General features: G+C 72.1%; 17 protein-coding genes. 10 read left to right on the top strand and 7 right to left on the bottom strand.

Features of this window, described 5'->3' with window-relative positions:
- Window positions 1-19 precede the first annotated feature (19 nt).
- The 4 genes from ACIPK3_RS03135 (at window position 20) to ACIPK3_RS03120 (ending at window position 3,981) form a co-directional block, all read left to right on the top strand.
- Complete coding sequence (locus ACIPK3_RS03135; protein WP_402566139.1) at window positions 20-1,042, top strand: AfsA-related hotdog domain-containing protein; 1,023 nt, start codon at window positions 20-22, stop codon at window positions 1,040-1,042.
- On the top strand, window positions 1,032-2,063 hold the full coding sequence (locus ACIPK3_RS03130; protein WP_402566137.1) for a 3-oxoacyl-[acyl-carrier-protein] synthase III C-terminal domain-containing protein: 1,032 nt from the start codon (window positions 1,032-1,034) through the stop codon (window positions 2,061-2,063). The genes ACIPK3_RS03135 and ACIPK3_RS03130 overlap by 11 nt, the downstream gene beginning before the upstream one ends.
- Window positions 2,060-2,866 (top strand): SDR family NAD(P)-dependent oxidoreductase, encoded by an 807-nt coding sequence (locus ACIPK3_RS03125; protein ID WP_402566135.1) that lies wholly within the window; start codon window positions 2,060-2,062, stop codon window positions 2,864-2,866. The genes ACIPK3_RS03130 and ACIPK3_RS03125 overlap by 4 nt, the downstream gene beginning before the upstream one ends.
- A 314-nt stretch (window positions 2,867-3,180) precedes the next feature.
- A complete protein-coding gene (locus tag ACIPK3_RS03120; RefSeq protein ID WP_402566133.1) occupies window positions 3,181-3,981 on the top strand; it encodes an SDR family oxidoreductase in 801 nt (266 codons plus the stop codon).
- A 94-nt stretch (window positions 3,982-4,075) separates the two neighbouring features.
- Here ACIPK3_RS03120 and ACIPK3_RS03115 read toward each other — a convergent pair whose 3' ends face one another.
- Together ACIPK3_RS03115 and ACIPK3_RS03110 are read right to left on the bottom strand one after the other, a co-directional pair.
- The gene (locus tag ACIPK3_RS03115; protein WP_402566131.1) at window positions 4,076-4,537 is read right to left on the bottom strand and encodes a nuclear transport factor 2 family protein; all 462 of its coding nucleotides are present in this window, start codon (window positions 4,535-4,537) and stop codon (window positions 4,076-4,078) included.
- A gap of 115 nt (window positions 4,538-4,652) precedes the next feature.
- The gene (locus ACIPK3_RS03110) at window positions 4,653-6,227 is read right to left on the bottom strand and encodes an MFS transporter (protein WP_402566129.1); all 1,575 of its coding nucleotides are present in this window, start codon (window positions 6,225-6,227) and stop codon (window positions 4,653-4,655) included.
- Window positions 6,228-6,495: 268 nt separating this feature from the next.
- On the opposite strand from ACIPK3_RS03110, the gene ACIPK3_RS03105 reads away from it, so the two are divergent.
- Window positions 6,496-8,067 carry an FAD-dependent monooxygenase gene (locus ACIPK3_RS03105; RefSeq protein ID WP_402566127.1) on the top strand — a complete coding sequence of 524 codons (1,572 nt, stop codon included), beginning with the start codon at window positions 6,496-6,498 and terminating at the stop codon, window positions 8,065-8,067.
- Window positions 8,068-8,220: 153 nt separating this feature from the next.
- Here ACIPK3_RS03105 and ACIPK3_RS03100 read toward each other — a convergent pair whose 3' ends face one another.
- The 5 genes from ACIPK3_RS03100 to ACIPK3_RS03080 form a co-directional block, all read right to left on the bottom strand.
- The gene (locus tag ACIPK3_RS03100) at window positions 8,221-8,895 is read right to left on the bottom strand and encodes a response regulator (RefSeq protein WP_402566126.1); all 675 of its coding nucleotides are present in this window, start codon (window positions 8,893-8,895) and stop codon (window positions 8,221-8,223) included.
- Window positions 8,888-9,544 carry a sensor histidine kinase gene (locus ACIPK3_RS03095; protein ID WP_402566124.1) on the bottom strand — a complete coding sequence of 219 codons (657 nt, stop codon included), beginning with the start codon at window positions 9,542-9,544 and terminating at the stop codon, window positions 8,888-8,890. The genes ACIPK3_RS03100 and ACIPK3_RS03095 overlap by 8 nt, the downstream gene beginning before the upstream one ends.
- Window positions 9,545-9,686: 142 nt before the next feature.
- Window positions 9,687-10,280 carry a TetR family transcriptional regulator gene (locus ACIPK3_RS03090; protein ID WP_402566123.1) on the bottom strand — a complete coding sequence of 198 codons (594 nt, stop codon included), beginning with the start codon at window positions 10,278-10,280 and terminating at the stop codon, window positions 9,687-9,689.
- Window positions 10,281-10,473: 193 nt separating this feature from the next.
- Complete coding sequence (locus ACIPK3_RS03085) at window positions 10,474-11,427, bottom strand: NAD-dependent epimerase/dehydratase family protein (RefSeq protein ID WP_402566122.1); 954 nt, start codon at window positions 11,425-11,427, stop codon at window positions 10,474-10,476.
- Window positions 11,424-12,050, bottom strand: a complete 627-nt coding sequence (locus ACIPK3_RS03080) for a ScbR family autoregulator-binding transcription factor (RefSeq protein WP_402566120.1) — start codon at window positions 12,048-12,050, stop codon at window positions 11,424-11,426. Before ACIPK3_RS03080 ends, ACIPK3_RS03085 begins: the two co-directional genes overlap by 4 nt.
- Before the next feature lie 268 nt (window positions 12,051-12,318).
- On the opposite strand from ACIPK3_RS03080, the gene ACIPK3_RS03075 reads away from it, so the two are divergent.
- The 5 genes from ACIPK3_RS03075 to ACIPK3_RS03055 all read left to right on the top strand — a co-directional run bounded on the left by ACIPK3_RS03075 (window position 12,319) and on the right by ACIPK3_RS03055 (window position 19,750).
- Window positions 12,319-13,254, top strand: coding sequence for a ScbA/BarX family gamma-butyrolactone biosynthesis protein (locus ACIPK3_RS03075; RefSeq protein ID WP_402566118.1), 936 nt, complete (start codon window positions 12,319-12,321; stop codon window positions 13,252-13,254).
- Between the two features lie 209 nt (window positions 13,255-13,463).
- Window positions 13,464-16,304 (top strand): AMP-binding protein, encoded by a 2,841-nt coding sequence (locus ACIPK3_RS03070; RefSeq protein ID WP_402566117.1) that lies wholly within the window; start codon window positions 13,464-13,466, stop codon window positions 16,302-16,304.
- Complete coding sequence (locus tag ACIPK3_RS03065; RefSeq protein ID WP_402566115.1) at window positions 16,298-17,245, top strand: NAD-dependent epimerase/dehydratase family protein; 948 nt, start codon at window positions 16,298-16,300, stop codon at window positions 17,243-17,245. The genes ACIPK3_RS03070 and ACIPK3_RS03065 overlap by 7 nt, the downstream gene beginning before the upstream one ends.
- Window positions 17,235-18,275 carry a methyltransferase gene (locus ACIPK3_RS03060; protein WP_402566113.1) on the top strand — a complete coding sequence of 347 codons (1,041 nt, stop codon included), beginning with the start codon at window positions 17,235-17,237 and terminating at the stop codon, window positions 18,273-18,275. Before ACIPK3_RS03065 ends, ACIPK3_RS03060 begins: the two co-directional genes overlap by 11 nt.
- Window positions 18,272-19,750, top strand: coding sequence for an FAD-dependent oxidoreductase (locus tag ACIPK3_RS03055; RefSeq protein ID WP_402566111.1), 1,479 nt, complete (start codon window positions 18,272-18,274; stop codon window positions 19,748-19,750). The genes ACIPK3_RS03060 and ACIPK3_RS03055 overlap by 4 nt, the downstream gene beginning before the upstream one ends.
- The last annotated feature ends 49 nt before the right edge of the window (window positions 19,751-19,799 follow it).

The raw sequence follows: 19,799 nt of genomic DNA, 5'->3' as shown, positions 1-19,799 counted from the left end.
TACCGCGAAGGAGCCCGACATGTCCACACAGAGCCTGGTCAAGGCCGCCCAGACCGCCGAGGCGGCCGAGGTCCTCTCCACCCAGCGCACGCTGTCCCGCCGGCTCGTGCACCGCTCGGCGATCTCCGAGGTGTTCCTCACCGACTTCCAGTCCGTCGACGAGAACACCTTCCGGGCGGCGGCCCAACTGCCGCCGCGCCACTTCTACTACGGCGACCACACCGCCCATCCGGCGATGCACGACCCGCTCGCGGTGTTCGAGAGCGTGCGGCAGATGCTGCTGTGCGCGATGCACCTGCAGCACGACGCGAGCCACGACACCAAGTCCATCACCGCCACCGCGTCCCTGGAGATCACCGACCCCGAACCGCTCAGAGTCCGCGGCGCGCTGGACCTGCTCCTGCTCGGCACCGTGGAGCTCGCCAAGAAGTACCAGGACACCATCTCCCGCGTGGTGCACCGGGTGAGGGTCGTGGTCGGCGGCCGACAGGTGGGCGTCGTCACCGTCGACACCGCGCAGCGCCCCGACGCCGTGTACGAGAAGCTGCGCATGAGCCACCGCGCCACACCGCCGCCCATGTCCGACACCCTGCCCGCCCGCACCGACGGCGTCGCCCCGCCGCCCCGGCTGGTGGGCCGGGAGCAGGCGGAGAACGTGGTCCTGGAGAACGCCGACGTGGCGGACGGCGCCGTACGCGCGCGACTGCGCGTGCCGACCACGCATCCCAGCATGTTCGAGCACGCCCAGGACCATCTGCCGGGACCGGTGATGATGGAGGCCGCCCGGCAGGCCGCGCTGCTGCTCGCGGCCGACGGCCGGGACCCGTCCCCGGCCGTGTGCCACCCGCAGTACCTGGCCGCCGAGTATCTGCGCTTCGCCGAGCTGGACAGCGACATCACCGTCGTCACGCGGCGCCTGTGCGACCCGGTGGACGGCGGCCGGTGGACCGAGACCGACTTCGTCCAGCAGGACGAGACCGTCGCCCGGATGCGGGTCCGTCTGGCCGAGGCCCATGCCACCGGAGCCGGCGATGCGCTTTGACGTACCGGTCCACCTCAACGCCCCTGTCCACGCGCTGGGCGAGCACGCCCAGCCCGTGTCGGACGCGGTCGCCGGTCTGCTGATCGACGAGAAGAACGCCGAGCGGTACGGCTACACGGCACTGCGCACCAGCACCCTCGCACCGGTCCAGCTGGCCGCGCTCGCCGCTGCCGAATCCCTCGCTGCATCCGGCACCCCACCTCGGCGGATAAGCCAGCTGCTGCACGCGTGGACGTACCACCAGGGCCACGAGTTCTGGTCCCCGGCGCACTATGTCGCCCAGCGCATCGGCGCGGTGGCCGCGGAGCCGGTCGGCATCCAGCAGATGTGCAACGGCGGGCTGGCCGCCGTCGTCCAGGCCGCCTGCCGGCTGCTCGCCGCACCCGCGGCCGGCCCGACCCTGGTGACCACGGCGGACTGCTTCCCGCAGCCCGGCTTCGACCGCTGGGGCGGCGACTACGGCGTCTGCTACGGCGACGGCGCCACCTCGGTCCTGGTCGACCGCGCCCCGCACGGCCGTTCCGTCCGTCTGTTGTCGGCGGCGGCCGTGGCGGCCCCGGTGCTGGAGGGCATGCACCGCGGCGACGCGCCGTTCAGCCCGGCGCCCACCAGCGGTGTCAAGACGCTGCTGCCGAAGCTCGCCAAGAAGGAGTTCCTCACGGCCAACCCGGCCCTGCCGTTCGGCCCGATCGCGCGCGACGCCGTCACCTCCGTGGTGGCACAGGCCCTGCGCGACGCCGGGGTCGACGCCGACGACGGGCGGCTGCGCGCGGCGGCGCTGCCCCGGCTCGCCCGGCACATCATGGCCGAGGCCTACGAGCCGGCGTTTCGCGAGGTGTGCGCCGCGCCCGTCGTCCAACTGGGCACGGACACCGGCCACCTGGGCGCCGGCGACGCCGTCGCCAACCTGTCCGACCTGCTCGACCGGGTCGAGGTACGGCCCGGCGACCTGCTCGTCCTGCTCAGTGCCGGCGCCGGGTTCACCTGGTCCGCCGCGATCGTGGAGGTGACCCACCCGTGACGAATCCGACCCCGCCCGCCGGGGGCCCGACCGCCCCCGTCGAGGACCCGACCGCGGTGTTCCGGGTGGACGGCCGGGTGGCCGTGGTCACCGGCGCCTCCAGCGGCATCGGCGCGCATGTGGCCAGGCTGCTCAGCGCGGCGGGCGCCAAAGTGGCCCTGGTCGCGCGCCGCGAGGGCCCGCTGAGGGAACTCGCCGCACAGCTGCCCGGCTCGCTCGCCGTGCCGGGCGACGTGACCTCGGCCGAGGACCGCGAGCGCCTGGTGCGCACCGTCACCGGGGAACTCGGCCCGATCGACATCCTGGTCAACAACGCGGGGCTGACGGAGACCGTTCCCGCGGAGACGCAGACCGTGGAGAGCTTCAGCTCCATCGTGGCGCTGAACCTCACGGCGGTGTTCGCGCTGAGTCAGGCGGTCGGCAGGGGCATGCTGGAGCACGGCCGGGGCTCGATCGTCAACATCGCCTCCATCTACGGGATGGTGGCCAGTGGCAGCCTTCCGCAGGCCGCGTACACCGCCTCCAAGGGCGGAGTGGTGAACCTGACCCGGGAGCTGGCCGCCGAGTGGAGCGCGCGGGGCGTCCGCGTCAACGCGTTGTGCCCGGGGTGGTTCTGGTCGGAGATGACCGAGTCGATGCTCGGCAGCGACAAGGGGCGGGCCTGGGTGGAGCGCCGCACCCCGATGCGCCGGGCCGGCCGGCTCGGCGAACTCGACGGGGCGCTGCTGCTGCTCGCCTCGGACGCCGGCTCGTACATCACCGGAGCGGCCGTACCCGTGGACGGCGGCTATCTGGCTCTGTGACCGGAGTGCCCCGACGGGTCCCGCCCCATGCCGCTTCGGAGGCATGGGGCACTCCTCCAAGAGGGAATGTCCTGGTCAACGCGTATGTCCGTAGCATCGGCAGGGCGCGGGGAGGGGATTCGTCGAGATCCGGCCCGCCGGTTCCGCCCGGGAACGCAACGCCGCCCGTCCGCCCCCCGTCCGGGAGGCCGCGGACCCCCGGCCTCCCCTCCCCGCGCCCTCAGAACCCCTCAGAACCTCTTGGACGACCGCCGGCCGGTGCCGCGCGGTCGTCATCGGTCTGTCCGCACTCAGGTCACACCCATGTCACACCCATGTCGCACCCCCTGGAGGGCACCATCGTGAGCACATCCGTCTCCCCCGCTCGTTTCCGAGGCCGGGTCGCTCTGGTCACCGGGGCCAGCCGGGGCATCGGTTACGCCGTCGCCGAACGCCTGGTCGCCGAGGGCGCCCGGGTCTGCCTCACGGCCCGCTCGGCCGAGCCACTGGCCGAGGCCGTACAGCGCCTGGGCGGGCCGGGGCACGCCATTGCCGTTGCCGGCAAGGCGGACGACGACGCCCACCGGGCCGAGGCCGTCGAGCGGACGCTGGCGGCCTTCGGGCGGCTGGACGTCCTGGTCAACAACACGGGGATCAACCCGGTGTTCGGCCCGGTCCTCGACCTGGAGGAGTCCGCCTGGCGCAAGGTGTTCGACGTCAATGTGCTGGCGGCACTCGGCTGGCTGCGCCGCACCCGCGAGGCGTGGATGGGCGAGCACGGCGGCAGCGTGGTGAACATGACGGCCGTGGCGGGGCTGAAGCCCGCGACCGGGATCGGCGTCTACGGCGCCAGCAAGGCCGCGCTGATCCACCTCACCGAGCAACTGGGCCAGGAGCTCGGCCCGCACATCCGCGTCAACTCGGTGGCCCCCGCCGTGGTCAAGACCCGCTTCGCGTCGAAGCTCTACGAGGACCGCGAGCAGCGGCTCACCGCGGACTACGCGCTGCGGCGTCTGGGCACCCCGGAGGACATCGCCGCGGCCGTCGCCTACCTGGCCTCGGACGACGCCTCCTGGGTGACCGGTCAGACCCTGGTCGTCGACGGCGGTCTGACCACGGTGGGCGGTGGCATCTGAACCGGTCCGCCGGGCATACGACTTCGGGCCTTCCCCAGCTGGGGAAGGCCCGAAGTCGTATGCGCGGGTCCGGATGCGCTCCGGAGGTACGGGGTCAGACCCCGCGCCGGGAGCCGTCCGGGTTCAGCGGGGACCACCACAGGGCCGAGGTCGAGCAGCCGTCGCCGAGGATGACGCCGCGGCCCTCCACGATGCGGCCGTCCCGCCAGTGCAGGAGGTGCAGCGCCGTCACGTCGAGCAGGTCGTACGGCGAGGTGCTGTCCTCGGGCGCTCCCGCCCGCAGCGCCCGGTTGGTGTTGACGTCGACCGAGTACCCGTCCTCGGCGTTGACCATGATGGTCACGTTCTCGGCGGTGTAGGTCCCTCCGGACAGCTCGCCCACCGTCTTGAGGAACGCGAGGAAGCCGTCCAGCCCCTCGTGCCGGCCGGCGTGTGCGTGGTTGCCGGGTATCTCGAACGTGACGTCCTCGTCCCAGTACTCGAGCATGGTCCGGCGGTCCCCGGACGCCAGGGCCGCGAAGGCCTCACGGACTCGTTCGACGGTCAGCTGGCTCATGATGATCTCCCTCGTTCGTTTCGGTGGTCTTCGACTCGATGCGGCGGGGACAGGCAGTCCGCCGTCCCCGCCCCGGCACCCTGCCGGTGAGTCACTCCGGCGCTCCGCCGGTGAGTCAGGCCGCGACCTTCTCCGGCTCGGCCTGCGGCGCGGACTCGGCCGCGGAGGCCGTCGGACGGGACTTGGCGCCGACGACCGCCACCAGCACCGTCGCGGCGGCGCAGAAGCCGGCCATGATCCACAGCGCGGTGTGCAGACCGCCGGTGTAGGCGGAGGTGGCGACCTGGTGGAAGGCCTCGCGCGCACTCGCCGGCACGGAGGACTCCGGTCCGGACAGCTGGCCCTGGTTCAGTGCGTTCGCCAGCTCGGCCGGCTTGCCGCCGTACCGGCCGTCGAAGGCGTCGAGCTTGCTGCCGAGTTCCACCCGGGTGAAGTTGACGAGCAGTGAGCCGACCACCGCGATACCGATGGCCTCGCCCGCCAGGCGCATGGTGTTGAACATGCCCGCGGCCATTCCGGCCCGCTCCGGCTCCACGCTGGAGACGGCCGCGCCGTCCATCACGCCGAAGGAGACGCCGATCCCGATGCCGATGACGGCGTACGGGCCCAGCGCGGCCCAGTTGCTGATGCCGGGGTGCAGAACCGTCAGCCATGCCGTGCCGATCGCGGTCAGACCGACCGAGGCTGTGACCATGTGGCGGACCGGGATCCAGCGCAGCAGGTATCCGGTGATCAGCGGGAAGAAGACGGTCGGCACGGTGAGCATCAGCATGTCGACGCCGGCCTGCATCGTGGTCTGGTCGTTGACGGCGGTGAGATAGCTGGGCAGGTAGACCAGCAGCGGGGTGAAGGCCAGGACCAGGGCGACCACGCCGACGCACAGCGAGACGAACTGCGGCTGCCGGAACAGGCCCAGGTCGAACATCGGCCGTTCCTGCCGCTTCTCCGCCGCGATGAACAGGGTCAGCAGCACGGCACAGACGACGTACATGGCCACGTTGAAGGCGGAGGTCCAGCCGAGCGCGGAGCCCTCGATCAGGGCGGCGATCAGGGCGGTCAGCGCGCCGCTGAAGGTGATGGTGCCGGCCCAGTCGACACGGCCCGCCTGCGGGTCGCGGGTCTCCGGCAGCCGGGTGGCGAGGACGAGCACCAGCGCTCCCACGATCGCGGGGACCAGGAAGACGGACCGCCAGCCGAAGTGGGTGGACAGGGTGCCGGCGACGAACGGGCCGAAGGCCATGCCCACGCCCACGGTGGTGCCGAAGACAGCGAACGCCTTGGCCCGCGCGGGTCCGTCGAAGACCTGGGCGAGCGTGGCGCTGCCGGACGTCAGCATGGCGGCGGCGCCGACACCGGCGACGATCCGCGAGGCGTCCAGCAGCGCGATGTTGCCGGACAGCGCGGAGACCAGCGAGCACAGCGTGAAGACGACGGTGCCCAGGACGAAGACCTTGCGGCGTCCGAACCGGTCGGCGAAGGCACCGGAGGCGAGCATGAAGCCGGCGAAGGTCAGGTCGTAGCCGTTCACGATCCACTGGTCGGCGGCCAGGCTGCTGTGGAAGTCGGCGGCGACACCGGGTATGGCCACGGACGCGCCGGTCAGCGAGATCGGCAGCAGCAGCGCCGCGAGCACGACGGTGACAAGACTTACGACGGGATTGTGGGACGTATTCGGGGACGGATCCCTCATGGTTCTCTTCCTCCTGAAAAACTGCCGGTGTCCATGGCAATTCAAAGTTAGGGACCGGGAACCGGGTCCGTACATTCCTCTTCCGGTCCGGCGAGTGTTTCCTTGGAGGCACTCTCCATCATTTACCCAGGCAGGGGTGTTACTTTCGTTTCCGGGCGGCGGCACGTTCGGGCAATACGCGCGCCTTGTCCGGCACCGAAGAACTAGCGTCCGGAATTGCCCGTGCCCATCGGCCGGTGCGAGTATCCGAAATGCTGGGAGAGCGCACATGTCCAAGGTCAACCCCGTGCTGGTGGTCGGCGCCGGGCCGATCGGCCTGGTGATCGCCTGTGAACTACTCGGTCAGGGCGTCCCCGTCCGGATAGTCGACGCCGAACGCGACCACTCCGCCCATTCCCGGGCCACCACCATCTGGCCACGCCCGCTCGAACTCCTGCGCAGGATCGGCGTCGCCGACCGCCTGGTCGACAGCGGGCACCGCATCCAGGGCGTCGCGTACTACTCGGACCGCCGTCATCTCGCGACGGCCTGGCTGAACCGCCTGGACAACACCCCCTATCCGTTCGCCGTCGGCCTGCCCCAGGACCGCACCGAGGAACTCCTGGAGCACCGTTTGTCGGAACTCGGCGGCAAGGTGGAGCGCGGGGTGAGGCTGCGGACGCTGGACGCCACCGGGCCGCGCGCCAGGGCGTGCCTCGCTCTGCCCGACGGCATGACCGAGGAGGTCGAGGCGGACTGGGTCGTCGGCGCGGACGGCGCGCACAGCACGGTGCGCAAGGAGCTGGGCCTCACGTTCGAGGGCTCCAAACTGCCCATCAACTTCGCCATCACCGACGCCGAACTGGCCGGGGAGATACCGGCGGACCTGGTGAGCTACTGCTACACGGCCCAGGGCGGCCTCGGGCTCGCCCCGGTCTCCGCCGGCGTCCACCGCATCGCCGTCGCGGTGCCGCCCGAAATGGCCGGCACCACGCCCAGCCGCGCGTTCTTCCAGCAGGTGGTGGCCGACCGCGCCCCCGGCGGCGTCGAGGTGGGTGAGCTGCGCTTCAGTACGGTCTTCCAGGTCCATGTCCGCAGCGCGCCGAGCTTCCGCCGCGGCCGGGCCTTTCTCGCGGGCGACGCCGCCCACCTCATGAGCCCGGCGGGCGGGCAGGGCATGAACACCGGCCTGCTGGACGCCGCGAACCTGGGCTGGAAGCTGGCGGGCGTCCTGCGCGGCACCCTCGACGAGGCGATTCTCGACAGCTACGACGCCGAGCGCCGCCCGGCGGTGCACACGGTGACCCGGTCCACCTCCCTGCAGACCCGCTGGGGAGCCCTGACCAAACCCGCCCAACTCGCGCTCCGCGACACCGCCGTACGGACCGCGGGCCGCACCGGCGTACTGCAGCGGACCCTGGCGCCGGCCATCGGCCAGCTCACCTCGGGCTACCGGGGCCCGACCACGCGGAAGGCCTCCCTCGGGGGCCCGAAGGCGGCCCCCGGAGACCGGCTTCCGCTCCTGCTCGGCGAGGAACCCGTCCTGTCCGGCGCCCCCTGGACCCGGATCACCGGCCGCTCGTACGCCGTACTGCTGCACGCCGGCCGCGCCGTGCCCGCCGGCTGGCGCGCGACCTGCACGGCGATCCACGAGGCCGTCGGCGACAGTGCCGAGGTGGCCGAGGCGCCCAGCCGCCCGGAGGGGCCGCTTGCCGCGGCGCTCGGCCGCCACCCGGTCGCGGCGGTCGTCCGCCCCGACGGCCATCTCTACGCGGCCCTGACCGACTTCCGTGCCGCCACGGTCCTCGCCGCCCTCGACCGGGCCCGCCGGCAGCCGCTGCCCACCGCCGAACTCGGCTGACCCGACCGCGGGCCGACCGCCCCGAGGGACCGCCGGCCCGACAGCCGGCGGTCCCTTCATGCCGTACCACTCATGCCGTACCACCGAACGGCGATTCGCCAACGGCCCTTGCCGGGCAACCGGCAAGGGCCGAGCGGACGGTGCGTCAGAATCTCATCCGGCCATCGGCAGGGAGTGCTTGCCGGGCGGGCGGATGAGCTGGAGCGCGACCGCCTTGTTCACCGCGTCGAGCCGGGAGACCGCGTCGAGCTTGTCGAAGATCTTCCGCAGATGACGCTTGACGGTGCCCTCGGTGATGCCGAGCCGGGCACCTATCTGCCGGTTGCTCAGGGCCTGGGCAACCAGGGCGAGCACCTCCGTCTCGCGCTCGGAGATCAGGCCGGCCCGCTGGGCGGCCCCCTGCGCGGGAGCGGCGAACGGCGGCATCGACACCGTGACCACGGTGCGCCCGCTGCCGGGCCGCTCCCGGATTGCCGCGAGCAGGGACTGACGGCTGGCGCTCTTGTGCAGATACCCCCGCACTCCGAGGTCGAGCAGCTCGCGCACGAGCGCCGGGTGGTCGTCCGCGCTCAGGACGATGATGCGCAGCCCCGGCCGACGCTCCAGGAGCCGGCGCACGGTGGCTCCCGGGTCCTCGTTGTACGGCATCTGTACGTCGAGCAGCGCGACGTCGGGTCGCAGCTCCGCCGTGGCCCGCACGGCCGCACGGGCGTCGCCGACATCAGCGACCACCTCGATGTCGGGCTCGCCCTGCAGGAGTTCGACCATCGCCTCGCGCAGGAGGGTGTGGTCGTCGGCGATCAGCGTGCGGGTCGGAGTGTCAGGCATGGCGGGTGTTCCTCTCCTTGACCGGGACCCAGAGTGTGATCCGGGTGCCTCGCCGGGGCGCGCTGGTGATCGTGGTGACACCACCGGCCGCCTGAATCCGCTCCCGCATGCCGAGCAGTCCGTTGGTCGAACGGCGTTGGCCGACGGTGGCGGGGTCGAAGCCGTCCCCGTCGTCGGCGACCGAGGCATGCAGTTCTTCGGCGTCCCACGTGATGTGGACGGCGACCTGCCGGGCGCGCGCGTGGGCCACGGCGTTGCGCATCGCCTCGCGGACCGCGAGGAACACGGCTTCCGCCACGGCGGCGGGCAGCAGGCCGTCCATGCCCTCGACCCGCAGGTCCAGCCGCGGCTCGCTGATCTCCATCGCCCGTACGAAGCCGCGCAGCGCGTCCTCGATCGAGAAGGAGGCGACCGTCGGCGGCGAGTCCCGTAGCGCCGAGGTCACCTGCCGGGTCGCGCACAGCGCGTCCACGACGGCGGCCCGTACCTGCTGCAGACGGGCGGCCGCGTCCGGGTCGGCCCCCGCCGCCGTGGTCTCCAGCATGTCCAGACGGCGCAAGGCCAGCGCCAGTCCGCTGCCGATCCGGTCGTGCACCTCGCGCGCGAGTGCCCTGCGGACATCCCGCTGTGCCGTCTCTGTATCTCTCACCCGGTCCTCACTCTCCCCCGTACGGTTCCTGGCCGAGTAGGCCCTACGACAAGAAGAATACAGAAAGCTCTCTTTTTTTCTACTCAGTTGAAGTCCGATCGAGTACACAGATGGCAAAGAAAGAGGGAGCGGTCTCCCCGCTTCAGGCGTGCGCCGCGGCGATGCCGTCGCACACGAAGGGCCACAGGCGCGCCATGGCGCCCGCCGCACCCCAGAAACGCTCCTGCCCCGGGGCGGTGCGCGGGTGCACCTCGGCCGCGGTGAGCAGGTACATCACCAGTGCCGCCACCGCGGGAGGCCGGACGTCGCGCCGCAACTCCCCGGCCGCCTCGGCCTCGTCGAGCAGCCGGCACAGCGTCGACATCCAGGAGGAGTGCCACGCCGGGACGATGTCCGGCCGCTCCCGGGCCAGCAGCGAGGCGGCCCGCACCACGACGTCCTCGTCCAGCAGCCGAGCGAGCGCCTGCAGCAGCCCCCCGACGGCCCGCAGCGGGGACGCCTGCCCGGCGACGGCGCCCGCGACCCACTCGCCGGCCAGGGCCGCGGCGTACTCGACCACGGCCTCCGCCAGTTCGCTCTTGCTGGCGAAGTGGAAGGTCAGCGCCCCCATGGAGACCCGGGCGGACTTGCTGATCGCGACCAGGGTGGCCCCGTTGTAGCCCTTGTCGTCCACGACGTCGGCCGCGGCCCTGATGAGAGCTTCGCGCGTACGCGCCGCCCTGGCCTGCATTGCCATGCATCCTCCAAAGATCCGAGGCCGACCGACCGCCCCGCGGTCGACGCCGGCCGAGCCGCGGACGCAAATGAAAGAGATCGCTCTATATTATTCCGACAGAGAGGTCCGCTACGCAAGCAGGCGGATCGCGCCACGTGACGTCAGGTGGACCCTGGGGTCCGCCGATCGGATCAGGCCACAGACCCAGGGCGTGTCAGACGCCGCAAAAGTCCCGGTACCAGGAGGCCGCCGCGGCCAGGCGCGCCAGTGGGCCCGGGCCGGGGTCCACGGCGAGCAGTTCCCAGACCAGGTCGCCGCGGTAGTAGTGGTCCCTGCCGAGCAGCTCCAACTGCCGTTGTCCCCAGCGGCCTTGCGTACTCGCGAGCAGCGCGACGCACCGCGCCCAGTCGGCGTCGCCGCGCGCGGGCTCGGCGAGACCGTGTCCGGCCAGGGCCCTCCTGAGCCGGCCGCTGGTCACCGGGACGGGATGCACCGCGTGATGCACACCCCGCACCGCGGTACCGGCGGTGACGGCGGCCACGGCGAGCCGCGCCAGGTCGTCCACGTCCACGAGGGAGAGCAACGCCTCGCCGCCGTCCCACTCGGGCGGGACACGCCGGGTGAGTTCGGCGAAGGCCGGACCGACCCAGCGGTCCCCCTCGCCGAGCACCAGGTTGGGCCGCAGCACGAGCGCGCCGGCCGCCAGGGCCGGCCCTTCGGCGGCGAGGCGGCTGCGGCTGGCCTCGGACACCGGATCCGCGTCGACCTCGTCGACGTCGATGCCACGGTGCGGGCCGGCGCCGTAGACGGCGGCCGTGGAGAAGTGGACGATCCGGTCGACCCCGGCCTCCCGGGCGGCCGCCATGACGGCGGCGGTGCCCTCCAGGTTCACCGACCAGCACTGCCGGGCATCGCCTCCGACGTACGAGACGGCGTGCACGACGGCGTCGACCCCCTCGAGGGCACGCTCGAGCGATGCCGCGTCGGTGATGTCCGCCCGGACCCGCTCCACCACGCCGTCGTCCGGCCCTCCGGCACTCTCGCCGCGGACCAGCGCACGCACCCGCGGCGGCCCTCCGCCGGGAGCCGTGCCCTCGGCCAGCCGTCGCAGCACCGCGGAGCCGATGAAGCCCGTGGAGCCGGTGACCGCGACGGTCCACGGCCTCACTTCGCCGTCCCCGGTCCCCGCGTCTCGAACTCGAGCGTGGCGATCACCTCGGGTGTGGCGATCGCGGGCAGGAAGTACCGCCACAGTTCCGCGATCCGCTCCAGCAGGTCCTCGTGGCCGGTGCTGATCCGGGACAGCAACTGGGTTCCGCTGTAGGCACCCACCAGCACGCGGGCGAACCCGGCGGGGTCCACGCCCTCGCGCAGTTCGCCGAGCGCGTCGGCGACGATGAGCTCCTCCTTGAACCGGGTGATCCACAGTTGGTAGGCGGTGTCGTCCTGGATGCCGAACGCGCCCTGCTCGACGGCCAGCCGCACACCGGCGCGCAGCAGGACGTTGCCGCGCAGCTCCCGGGCCAGTTCGAGGGTGAGGTCGACCAGGTGCTGGAGTCCGCTCCGGCCGACCAGCTCCGGCAGGTCGGCGGCCTGTTCGGCCATGACCGCCTTGGCCACGCCCTCCTTGGAGCCGAAGTGGAAGTACAGGGCTCCCATCGTGGACCCGGCCCGCTTGATGATCTTCGTGGTACTCGTGCCGGCGAACCCGGCGAGGTCGAACTCCTCCGCGGCCGCCTTGATGAGAGCCGCCCTTGTCCGCACGGCACGCTCCTGTTGATGCTGCGCCACTGGACCTCCATACCAAATAAACAGAGCACTCTCTTGGTTAATATTTCCAAGGTTACGCACGAGCCCACCGGGTGTCCAGCGCGCCGATCAGCCACCACACCCCCATGGGAGACCGTCACATATGCGGAAGGTACCCCCTCACATCACTTGATCGACCCATGGGCGACCCTTTACCTGTCCTTGAGTCCAAAAAAACAGAGCCCTCTTTATGTTTAGGGAGCTGTGGTCGCCAGCTGCAGCGCTCACATACGACTCAGGGGGAATCCGTATGACCAGCACCATCCAGCATGTCCAATCCACCGTCCCGACCTGGGCGCCGGTGACCCAGGAACAGGTGCACAAGCTCACCACCTCGGAAGTACTGCTGACGGAGTGGTGCCAGAACGGGACCGACGTCTTCACCGTCCACGCCGACTGGCCGCAGGAACACGGCTTCTACGGGCCGCGGCACGGCCTGCACGACCCCATGCTGCTGGCCGAGTCGATCCGCCAGTGCATACCGCTGCTCAGCCACGCCGCCTACGACGCCCCGATGGGGCACCGCCAGTCATGGAGTCACTTCAGCTTCGCGCTGACCCCCGCCGCACTGGCCACCACCGCCGGTGCGACCTCGGTCGAACTCCGCGTCACCTGCCAGGACGTCGTCCGGCGCATGGGCCGTCTGGCCTCCATGCTGATGAAGGTCGACGTGGTACGCGACGGGGTCCAGGTCGGCACCGCCCAGACCCGGTTCACCAACCACGCCCCCGCGGTCTACCGGCGGCTGCGGGGCGCCTACGCCGACCTCGACGACGCGATCGCCCGGGCGCTGCCGCTCCCCCCACCGGCCGCGCCCGCCCAGGTCGCCCGTGGAGACTTCGCCGACGTCGTCCTCTCACCGACCGACTCGCCCCGGCGTCACCAGATGCGCGTCGACCTCAACCACCCCGTGCTCTTCGACCACCCGGTCGACCACGCCCCCGGCATGCTGCTCCTCGAGGCGGCGCGCCAGGCCAGCCACACGGCGGTGCAGCAGCCGGCCGCGACACTCGCCATGGACGTGGTCTTCGCCCGTTACGCGGAACTCGACGCACCCTGCTGGATCCACACCGACCCTTTCCCGACGGACCAGCCCGGTCAGCACCGGGTCCTGATCACCGCCGTACAGAACGACGTCTCCGTCTTCTCCAGCATCATCACGCTCCTGGGCCTCCCCCGTAACTGAGCCTTCCCGGCCTCAGCGGGACCGGGCCTGTCCCACCCCGCCGCACGCCCCGAGGACCACACCGGTCCCCCGGGCGTGCGGCGTCCCGTCTCCCCGCCCCGAGGTCTCCCAGGTTTCCCAGGCCTCCCAGGTCTCCTAGGTCTCCGCCCCATGTCTCCTCGGAGGCAACGGCCCACGGTGCGCGCCGACCGCTGGCTACGTTCGGCGGCATGACGACAAGCCAGGTAATACCTGCCGGTCACGACGTCGTGTGCACGGACGAGACCGCGGCGGGCGCGGAGGGCTTCGGGCTGGGCGGGTTGCTGCTGCGGGCGGCGGACCGGTTCCCGGCGCACGGTCTGCGCTACTGCTCGGAAGAGCGGCCCCCCGACCACACCCTGAGCACCTACCCTCAGCTCCTCGAGAAGTCGCTCCGGCTGCTCGGCTCCCTGCGGGAAGCGGGCGTCCGCCCGGGCCGGGTCGTGGCGCTGCTGCTGGAGCGGCCCGAGGACTTCCTGCCGGCCTTCTGGGCCTGCCTCCTCGGCGGCCTCACCGTCTGCCCGCTGGTCCCGACCCGCAACGACCCACAGCGCTGGGCGGCGCAGCTGAGCCACGTCGACGCCCTGCTCGACGGTCCGCTCGTCGTCACCGACAGCCGTACCCGCGAGGAACTCCCCACCGTCCAGGGCCTGTCGGTGACCACGGTCGAGGACCTGGCCCCGGCCGCGGCCGGCACGGACGCCCGCACCGTCGCGGTGACCGCCGTCGCCCCGGACGACGTGGCCCTGCTGGTGCTCACCTCCGGCTCGACCGGCGCGGCCAAGGCGGTCCGGCTCACCCACGGAAACCTGCTGGCCTCCATGGCGGCGAAGGCCGGGACCCAGTCGCTCACCGCACGGGACGTGACCCTCAACTGGATCTCGTACGACCATGTCGCCGCCCTGCTGGAGACCCACCTGCTGCCGCTGTCCGTGGGGGCCGTGCAGCTGCACACCTCCCCGGAGTCGGTGCTGGCCGACCCCCTGCGCTTCCTGGAGCTGGTCGACGCCCACCGGGTGACGATGACGTTCACCCCCAACTTCCTGCTGGGCCTGATCAACAAGGCGGTCGACGAACTGCCCTCGCCGCCGTCCTGGGACCTGTCCTGCCTGCGGCACATCGTCTCCGGCGGCGAGGCGAACCCGGTCGCCACGGGTGTCGGCTTCCTCGACCGGCTGGTCCCGTACGGACTGCGCCGAGGAGCCCTGTGGCCCGCGTTCGGCATGACCGAGACCTGCGCCGGCAGCATCTACAACCGGGAGTTCCCGGACGCCGACCGCGGCGCCGAGTTCGCCTCGGTCGGGCGGCCGGTGAGCGGGCTGCGGATCCGGATCGCGCGGGAGGGCGGCGACCTGCCCCTCGCCGCGGGCGAGGTCGGCGAGGTACAGCTCACCGGGCCGATGGTCACAGGCGGGTACTGGAACAACGAGGAGGCCACCCGGGCCGCCTTCTCGGCGGACGGCTGGTTCCGCACCGGCGACCTCGGCCGGCTCGACGCAGGACGGCTCACCCTCGTGGGCCGGAGCAAGGACAGCATCATCGTCAACGGCGTCAATTACTACAGCCACGACCTCGAGTCGGTGCTCCAGGACCTCGACGGCATCGAGGAGTCCTTCGTCGCCGCGTTCCCGACCCGCCCCCGGAGCAGCGACACCGAGCAGCTCGCCGTCGCCTTCGCGGTCACCCCCGACGTGGCCGGCGACGACGCGGCGCTGCACCGCCTGATCATCGCCGTCAGGAACAGCGTCGTCCTGCACTGGGGATTCCGTCCGTCGCTGCTGCTGCCGCTCCCCAAGGACGCCTTCCCGAAGACGAGCCTGGGCAAGGTCCCGCGTCCGCTCATGCGACGCCGTCTGGAGTCGGGCGAGTACGCGCGATTCCAGGAGGAGATCGAGGAGTTGGTGACCCGCCAACTCGGCGGCCACACCGCTCCCACCGGGCCGGTCGAGGAGACCCTCGCCGAGCTGTACGGCGAGCTCTTCTCGGTGGACCCGGCCGCGATCAGCGCCACCGCCGGTTTCTTCGACCTCGGCGGCACGTCGCTGGACATCCTGCGCCTCAGGAGCCTCGTCGCCCAGCGCTACCCCGGCACGGATCTGCCGGTGCTCGCGATCCTCACCTCACCCAGCGTCCGCGAGCTGGCCGCGCGCGTCGAGGCGGGCCCCGGCGGTGCGCCCGCCCCGTACGACCCGATCGTCCCCCTGCAGACCAGCGGGGACAAGACACCGCTGTTCTGCGTCCACCCCGGGGTCGGCGAGGTGCTCGTGTTCGTGAACCTGGCCAAGTACTTCGTCCACGAGCGGCCCTTCTACGCCCTCAGGGCGCGCGGGTTCGGCCCGGGCGAGAAGCCGTTCGAGAGCTTCGCGGAGATGGCACGCACCTACACGGACGCGATCCGCGCCAGACAGCCGCACGGCCCCTACGCGATCGCCGGCTACTCCTTCGGCGCGGCGGTGGCCTTCGAGGTGGCCAAGCTGTTGGAGGCGGAGGGCGAGCGCGTGGACTTCCTCGGCAGCTTCAACCTGCCCCCGCACATCAAATACCGCATGGACGAACTGGACTTCGTCGAGACCGCGGTCAACCTGGCGATGTTCCTGGACCTGATCCCCAAGTCGCGGGCGAAGACCCTGCCCGCCGAACTGAGGCCGCTGAGCAGGCAGGAGCAGCTCGGGCGTCTGATCGATCTCGCTCCCCCGCAGCGGCTCGCCGAACTCGACCTGGATCTGGATCGGTTCACCGCATGGGCGGATCTCGCCGACGGCCTGACCGGCCTCGGCCGGACCTACCGGCCGTCCGGCGAGGTCGCCGGGATGAGCGTCTTCTACGCCGTCCCGCTGCGCGGCAGCAAGCAGGACTGGCTGGAGAACGAGCTGAAGCGCTGGGCGGACTTCACCCGCGAGGCGCCCCGGTACCTCGACGTGCCCGGTGAGCACTACACCCTCATGGGGCCCAAGCACGTGGCCGTCTTCCAGTCGGTGCTGCGGGCCGAGCTCGACCGGGCGCTCGGGGAAGGCGGGGCATCCTCGTGCTAGCCGGTAAGAAGATCCTGATCACCGGGGCGACCGGGCTGGTGGCGCGCACCGTGGCCGAGCGGCTCGCGGAGCACAACGAGGTGTGGTGCCTGGGCCGGTTCGCGGATCCGGAACCCGAACGCCGTTTCCGGGGCCGGGGGATACGCACCTGGCGCTGGGACATGACCCGGGACGGACTCGACGGGGTCCCCGACGACTTCACCCATGTCCTGCACGCGGCGGTCGAGCGCGGCACCGGGGACTTCGAGGCGGTGGTGGCGGTGAACTCGGTCGCCACCGGCCGCCTGATGACCCACTGTCGTGGCGCCGAGGCCTTCCTCTACGTCTCCACCAGCGCGGTCTACGCGCCCCAGGCACCCGGCCACCGGTACACCGAGTCCGATCCGCTGGGGACCGAGTCGGCGTTCCTGCCGACGTACCCGGTCGGCAAGCTGGCCACCGAGGGCGCCGTGCGGGCGCTCGCCGTCACGCTGGGTCTGCCCACCACCATCGCGCGGCTCAACGTCGCATACGGGCCGCACGGGCACGGCGGCCTCCCGGTCATCCTCCACCGGCAGATGCTCGCCGGTGAACCGATCGCCGTACCCCGCGCGGGCGGGCACCACTGCTCCCCGATCCACACCGACGACATCGCACGGCACGTGCCACGGCTGTGGGCCGCGGCCCGGACCCCGGCGACCGTCGTGAACTGGGGAGGGGACGAGGTCGTCGGCGTGCGCGAACTCATGACCTACGTCTCTCGAATCACCGGTGTTCCCGTCGAGTTCAGGCAGAGCGACGTCACCCGCGCCGTCGTCGCGTTCGACGCCGGCCGCCGCAGGAACATCGCCGGGGCGTGCGAGACGTCCTGGCGTGACGGGGTCCGGCAGGTCCTGGACGCCCACTTCCCGGGCACGGCCGCGGCCTGCCCCGACAGAGAGGTTCTGCACCGTGACCACTGAGACGTCCACCGAACGGCAGGTCCTGGGACTGCTGGAGCGCGCGCTGAGCGCGAGCTGTGCGGCGTCGCTGCGCGCCGCCGTGAAGCTCGGCCTCGCCGACGCCCTCGGCGGCGCCCCGGCGACGGCGGACCACCTCGCCACGGTGGTCGGCGCCGATCCGGACGCGCTGCGGCGCCTGCTGCGCTCGCTCACCTGCCACGAGGTCTTCACCGAGGACTCCGAGGGCCGGTTCGGCCACACGGAGGTCTCGCGACTGCTGCGCGCGGACGCCCCGGACCCGCTCGACCAGCTGGTGCTGTGGATGACCGAACCGTGGACCTGGGAGTTGTGGGGCCGTCTCGACGAGTCGGTGCGCACCGGGAAGGACGTGTTCGTCGATCTGCACGGCCGGGAGTTCTTCGACCACGTGCACGCCGCCTGGCCGGAGTCGGCGGCGGTGTTCGACCGCGCCATGACCCAGGCGAGCAGGCAGTCCGCCGCGGCCGTGGCGCGCGCCCTGCCGCTGTCCGGTGCCCGGACCGTCGCCGACATCGGCGGCGGACAGGGCTTCCTGCTGGCCTCCCTGTTGGAGCACCGTCCGGGCCTGCGGGGGATCCTGTTCGACCGGCCCGACGTGGTCGCGGGCGCCGACGCCCGGCTGCGCGACGGCGGGGAACTCGCCGACCGGGTGCGGCTGCTGGCCGGCGACTGCCGTGTGGAGGTCCCGGCCGGCGTCGACGCGTACGTCTTCAAGAACATCCTGGGGATGAACGACGAGAACGCGGCCGTCGTGCTGGGCAACGTCGTGCGGACGGCCCGCCCCGGAGCCAGGGTGATCATCGTGGAGAACCTCGTCGACGACGGGCCGGGGCAGCGGTTCAGTACCGCCATGGATCTGCGGATGCTCCTCACCGTCGGCGGGCGCAAGCACACCCGGAGCGGACTGCTCGGGCTCGTGGAGCGGTCGGGCCTCGTCGTGCGGGACGTACGGCCGGTCGACTCCTACCAGCACATGATCGAGGCCACGACGCCGGCGGGTGGGTCCGCATGACGGAGGACGCCGACGTACTGGTGGTGGGAGCCGGGCCCACCGGCCTGCTGCTGGCCGGGGACCTGGCCGCCGCGGGGGTGCGGGTCACCCTGCTGGAGCGGCGCGAGCACGCCGACGCGGGCACGACCCGCGCCTTCGCGGTGCACGCCCGCACCCTGGAGGTGCTGGACGCGCGCGGACTCGCCGACGAACTGGTCGCGCTGGGCAGAACGGCGCCCGTGGTGGGGGTTTTCGGCAGGCTCGAACTGCGTCTGCACCGGCTGCGCACCCGTTTCCCGTTCGTGCTGATCACCCCGCAGTACCACGTCGAGAGGCTGCTGGAGCGGCGCGCGCTCGCCGCCGGAGCGCGGATCGTGCGGGGTACCGAGGTCGTGGCACTGCGGCAACACGCCGACGGCGTCGAGGTGGAGACCACCGGCGGAGGCACCTTCGGCGCCCGGTACGTGGTCGGGTGCGACGGGGTGCGCAGCGCGGTACGGCGGCTGTGCGGGATCGATTTCCCCGGCCGGTCGGTGGTGCGTTCGGTGATGCTGGCCGACGTCCGGCTGAAGGACGTGCCGCCCGACGCGGTGACCACCAACTCCAACGCGCACGGCTTCGCCTCCCTGGTGCCCTTCGGTGACGGCTGGTACCGGGCGATCGGCCGGATCGCCGGGGACGACCGGCCCGACGACGCGCCGGTGTCGGCCGAGGAGCTGGCCGGGCTGCTGCACCGGGTGCTCGGTTCCGACCACGGTATGCACGACCCACGCTGGATCTCGCGCTTCCACAGCGACGAGCGGCAGGCCGTGCGCTACCGCGAGGGCCGGGTACTGCTGGCGGGCGACGCGGCGCACGTCCACTCGCCCGCCGGCGGCATGGGGATGAACACGGGGCTTCAGGACGCCGTCAACCTGGGGTGGAAGCTGGCCGCGGTGGTCCGGGGCCGGGCCGGGCCGTCGTTGCTCGACTCCTACGAGCGGGAGCGGCACCCCGTGGGGAAGCAGGCGCTGCGGGTCTCCGGGGCGATCACCCGGGGTGTGCTGAACGCCCCGCGCAACGGCCCCGCGGGCAGGCTGCGGGACCTCGTCCTGCCGTTGGCCTCCCGGGCGAACTCGCTCACCGCTGTGGGGGAGCGTCTGCTCTCCGGTATCGGCATCTCCTACCCGGCGCCGTGGGGCAGCCACCGGCTCACCGGCCGCCGCGCGCCCGACCTGCGGCTCGCGGACGGGCAGCGGCTGTACGAGGTGCTGCGCGGCGGCGATTTCGTGCTGGTCACCCGGGGCCGCCCGGTGCCGGAGACACCGTGGCTCCGACTCGCCGCGCCCGCGGGACCGTTGCGCACCACCCTGCTGATCCGCCCGGACGCCCATATCGCCTGGGCCGCCGACGCCCCGGACACCGCCCGGCTGCGCGCGGCACTGCGGCGCTGGCCGGTGGGAACACCGGCCGCCGCTCCCGTCCCCGGTGCCCGGACGCCTCACGGGTCCGCTTGACGGGTCCCCGGGCCCTGGCCGTGGTCGGCCGGGGTCCGGGACCGATCAT

Source organism: Streptomyces sp. NPDC086787, from assembly GCF_044745865.1.
Classification (GTDB): domain Bacteria; phylum Actinomycetota; class Actinomycetes; order Streptomycetales; family Streptomycetaceae; genus Streptomyces.
Note: the sequence above shows the minus strand (reverse complement) of the source record. Positions and strands in the feature narration are given on the sequence as shown.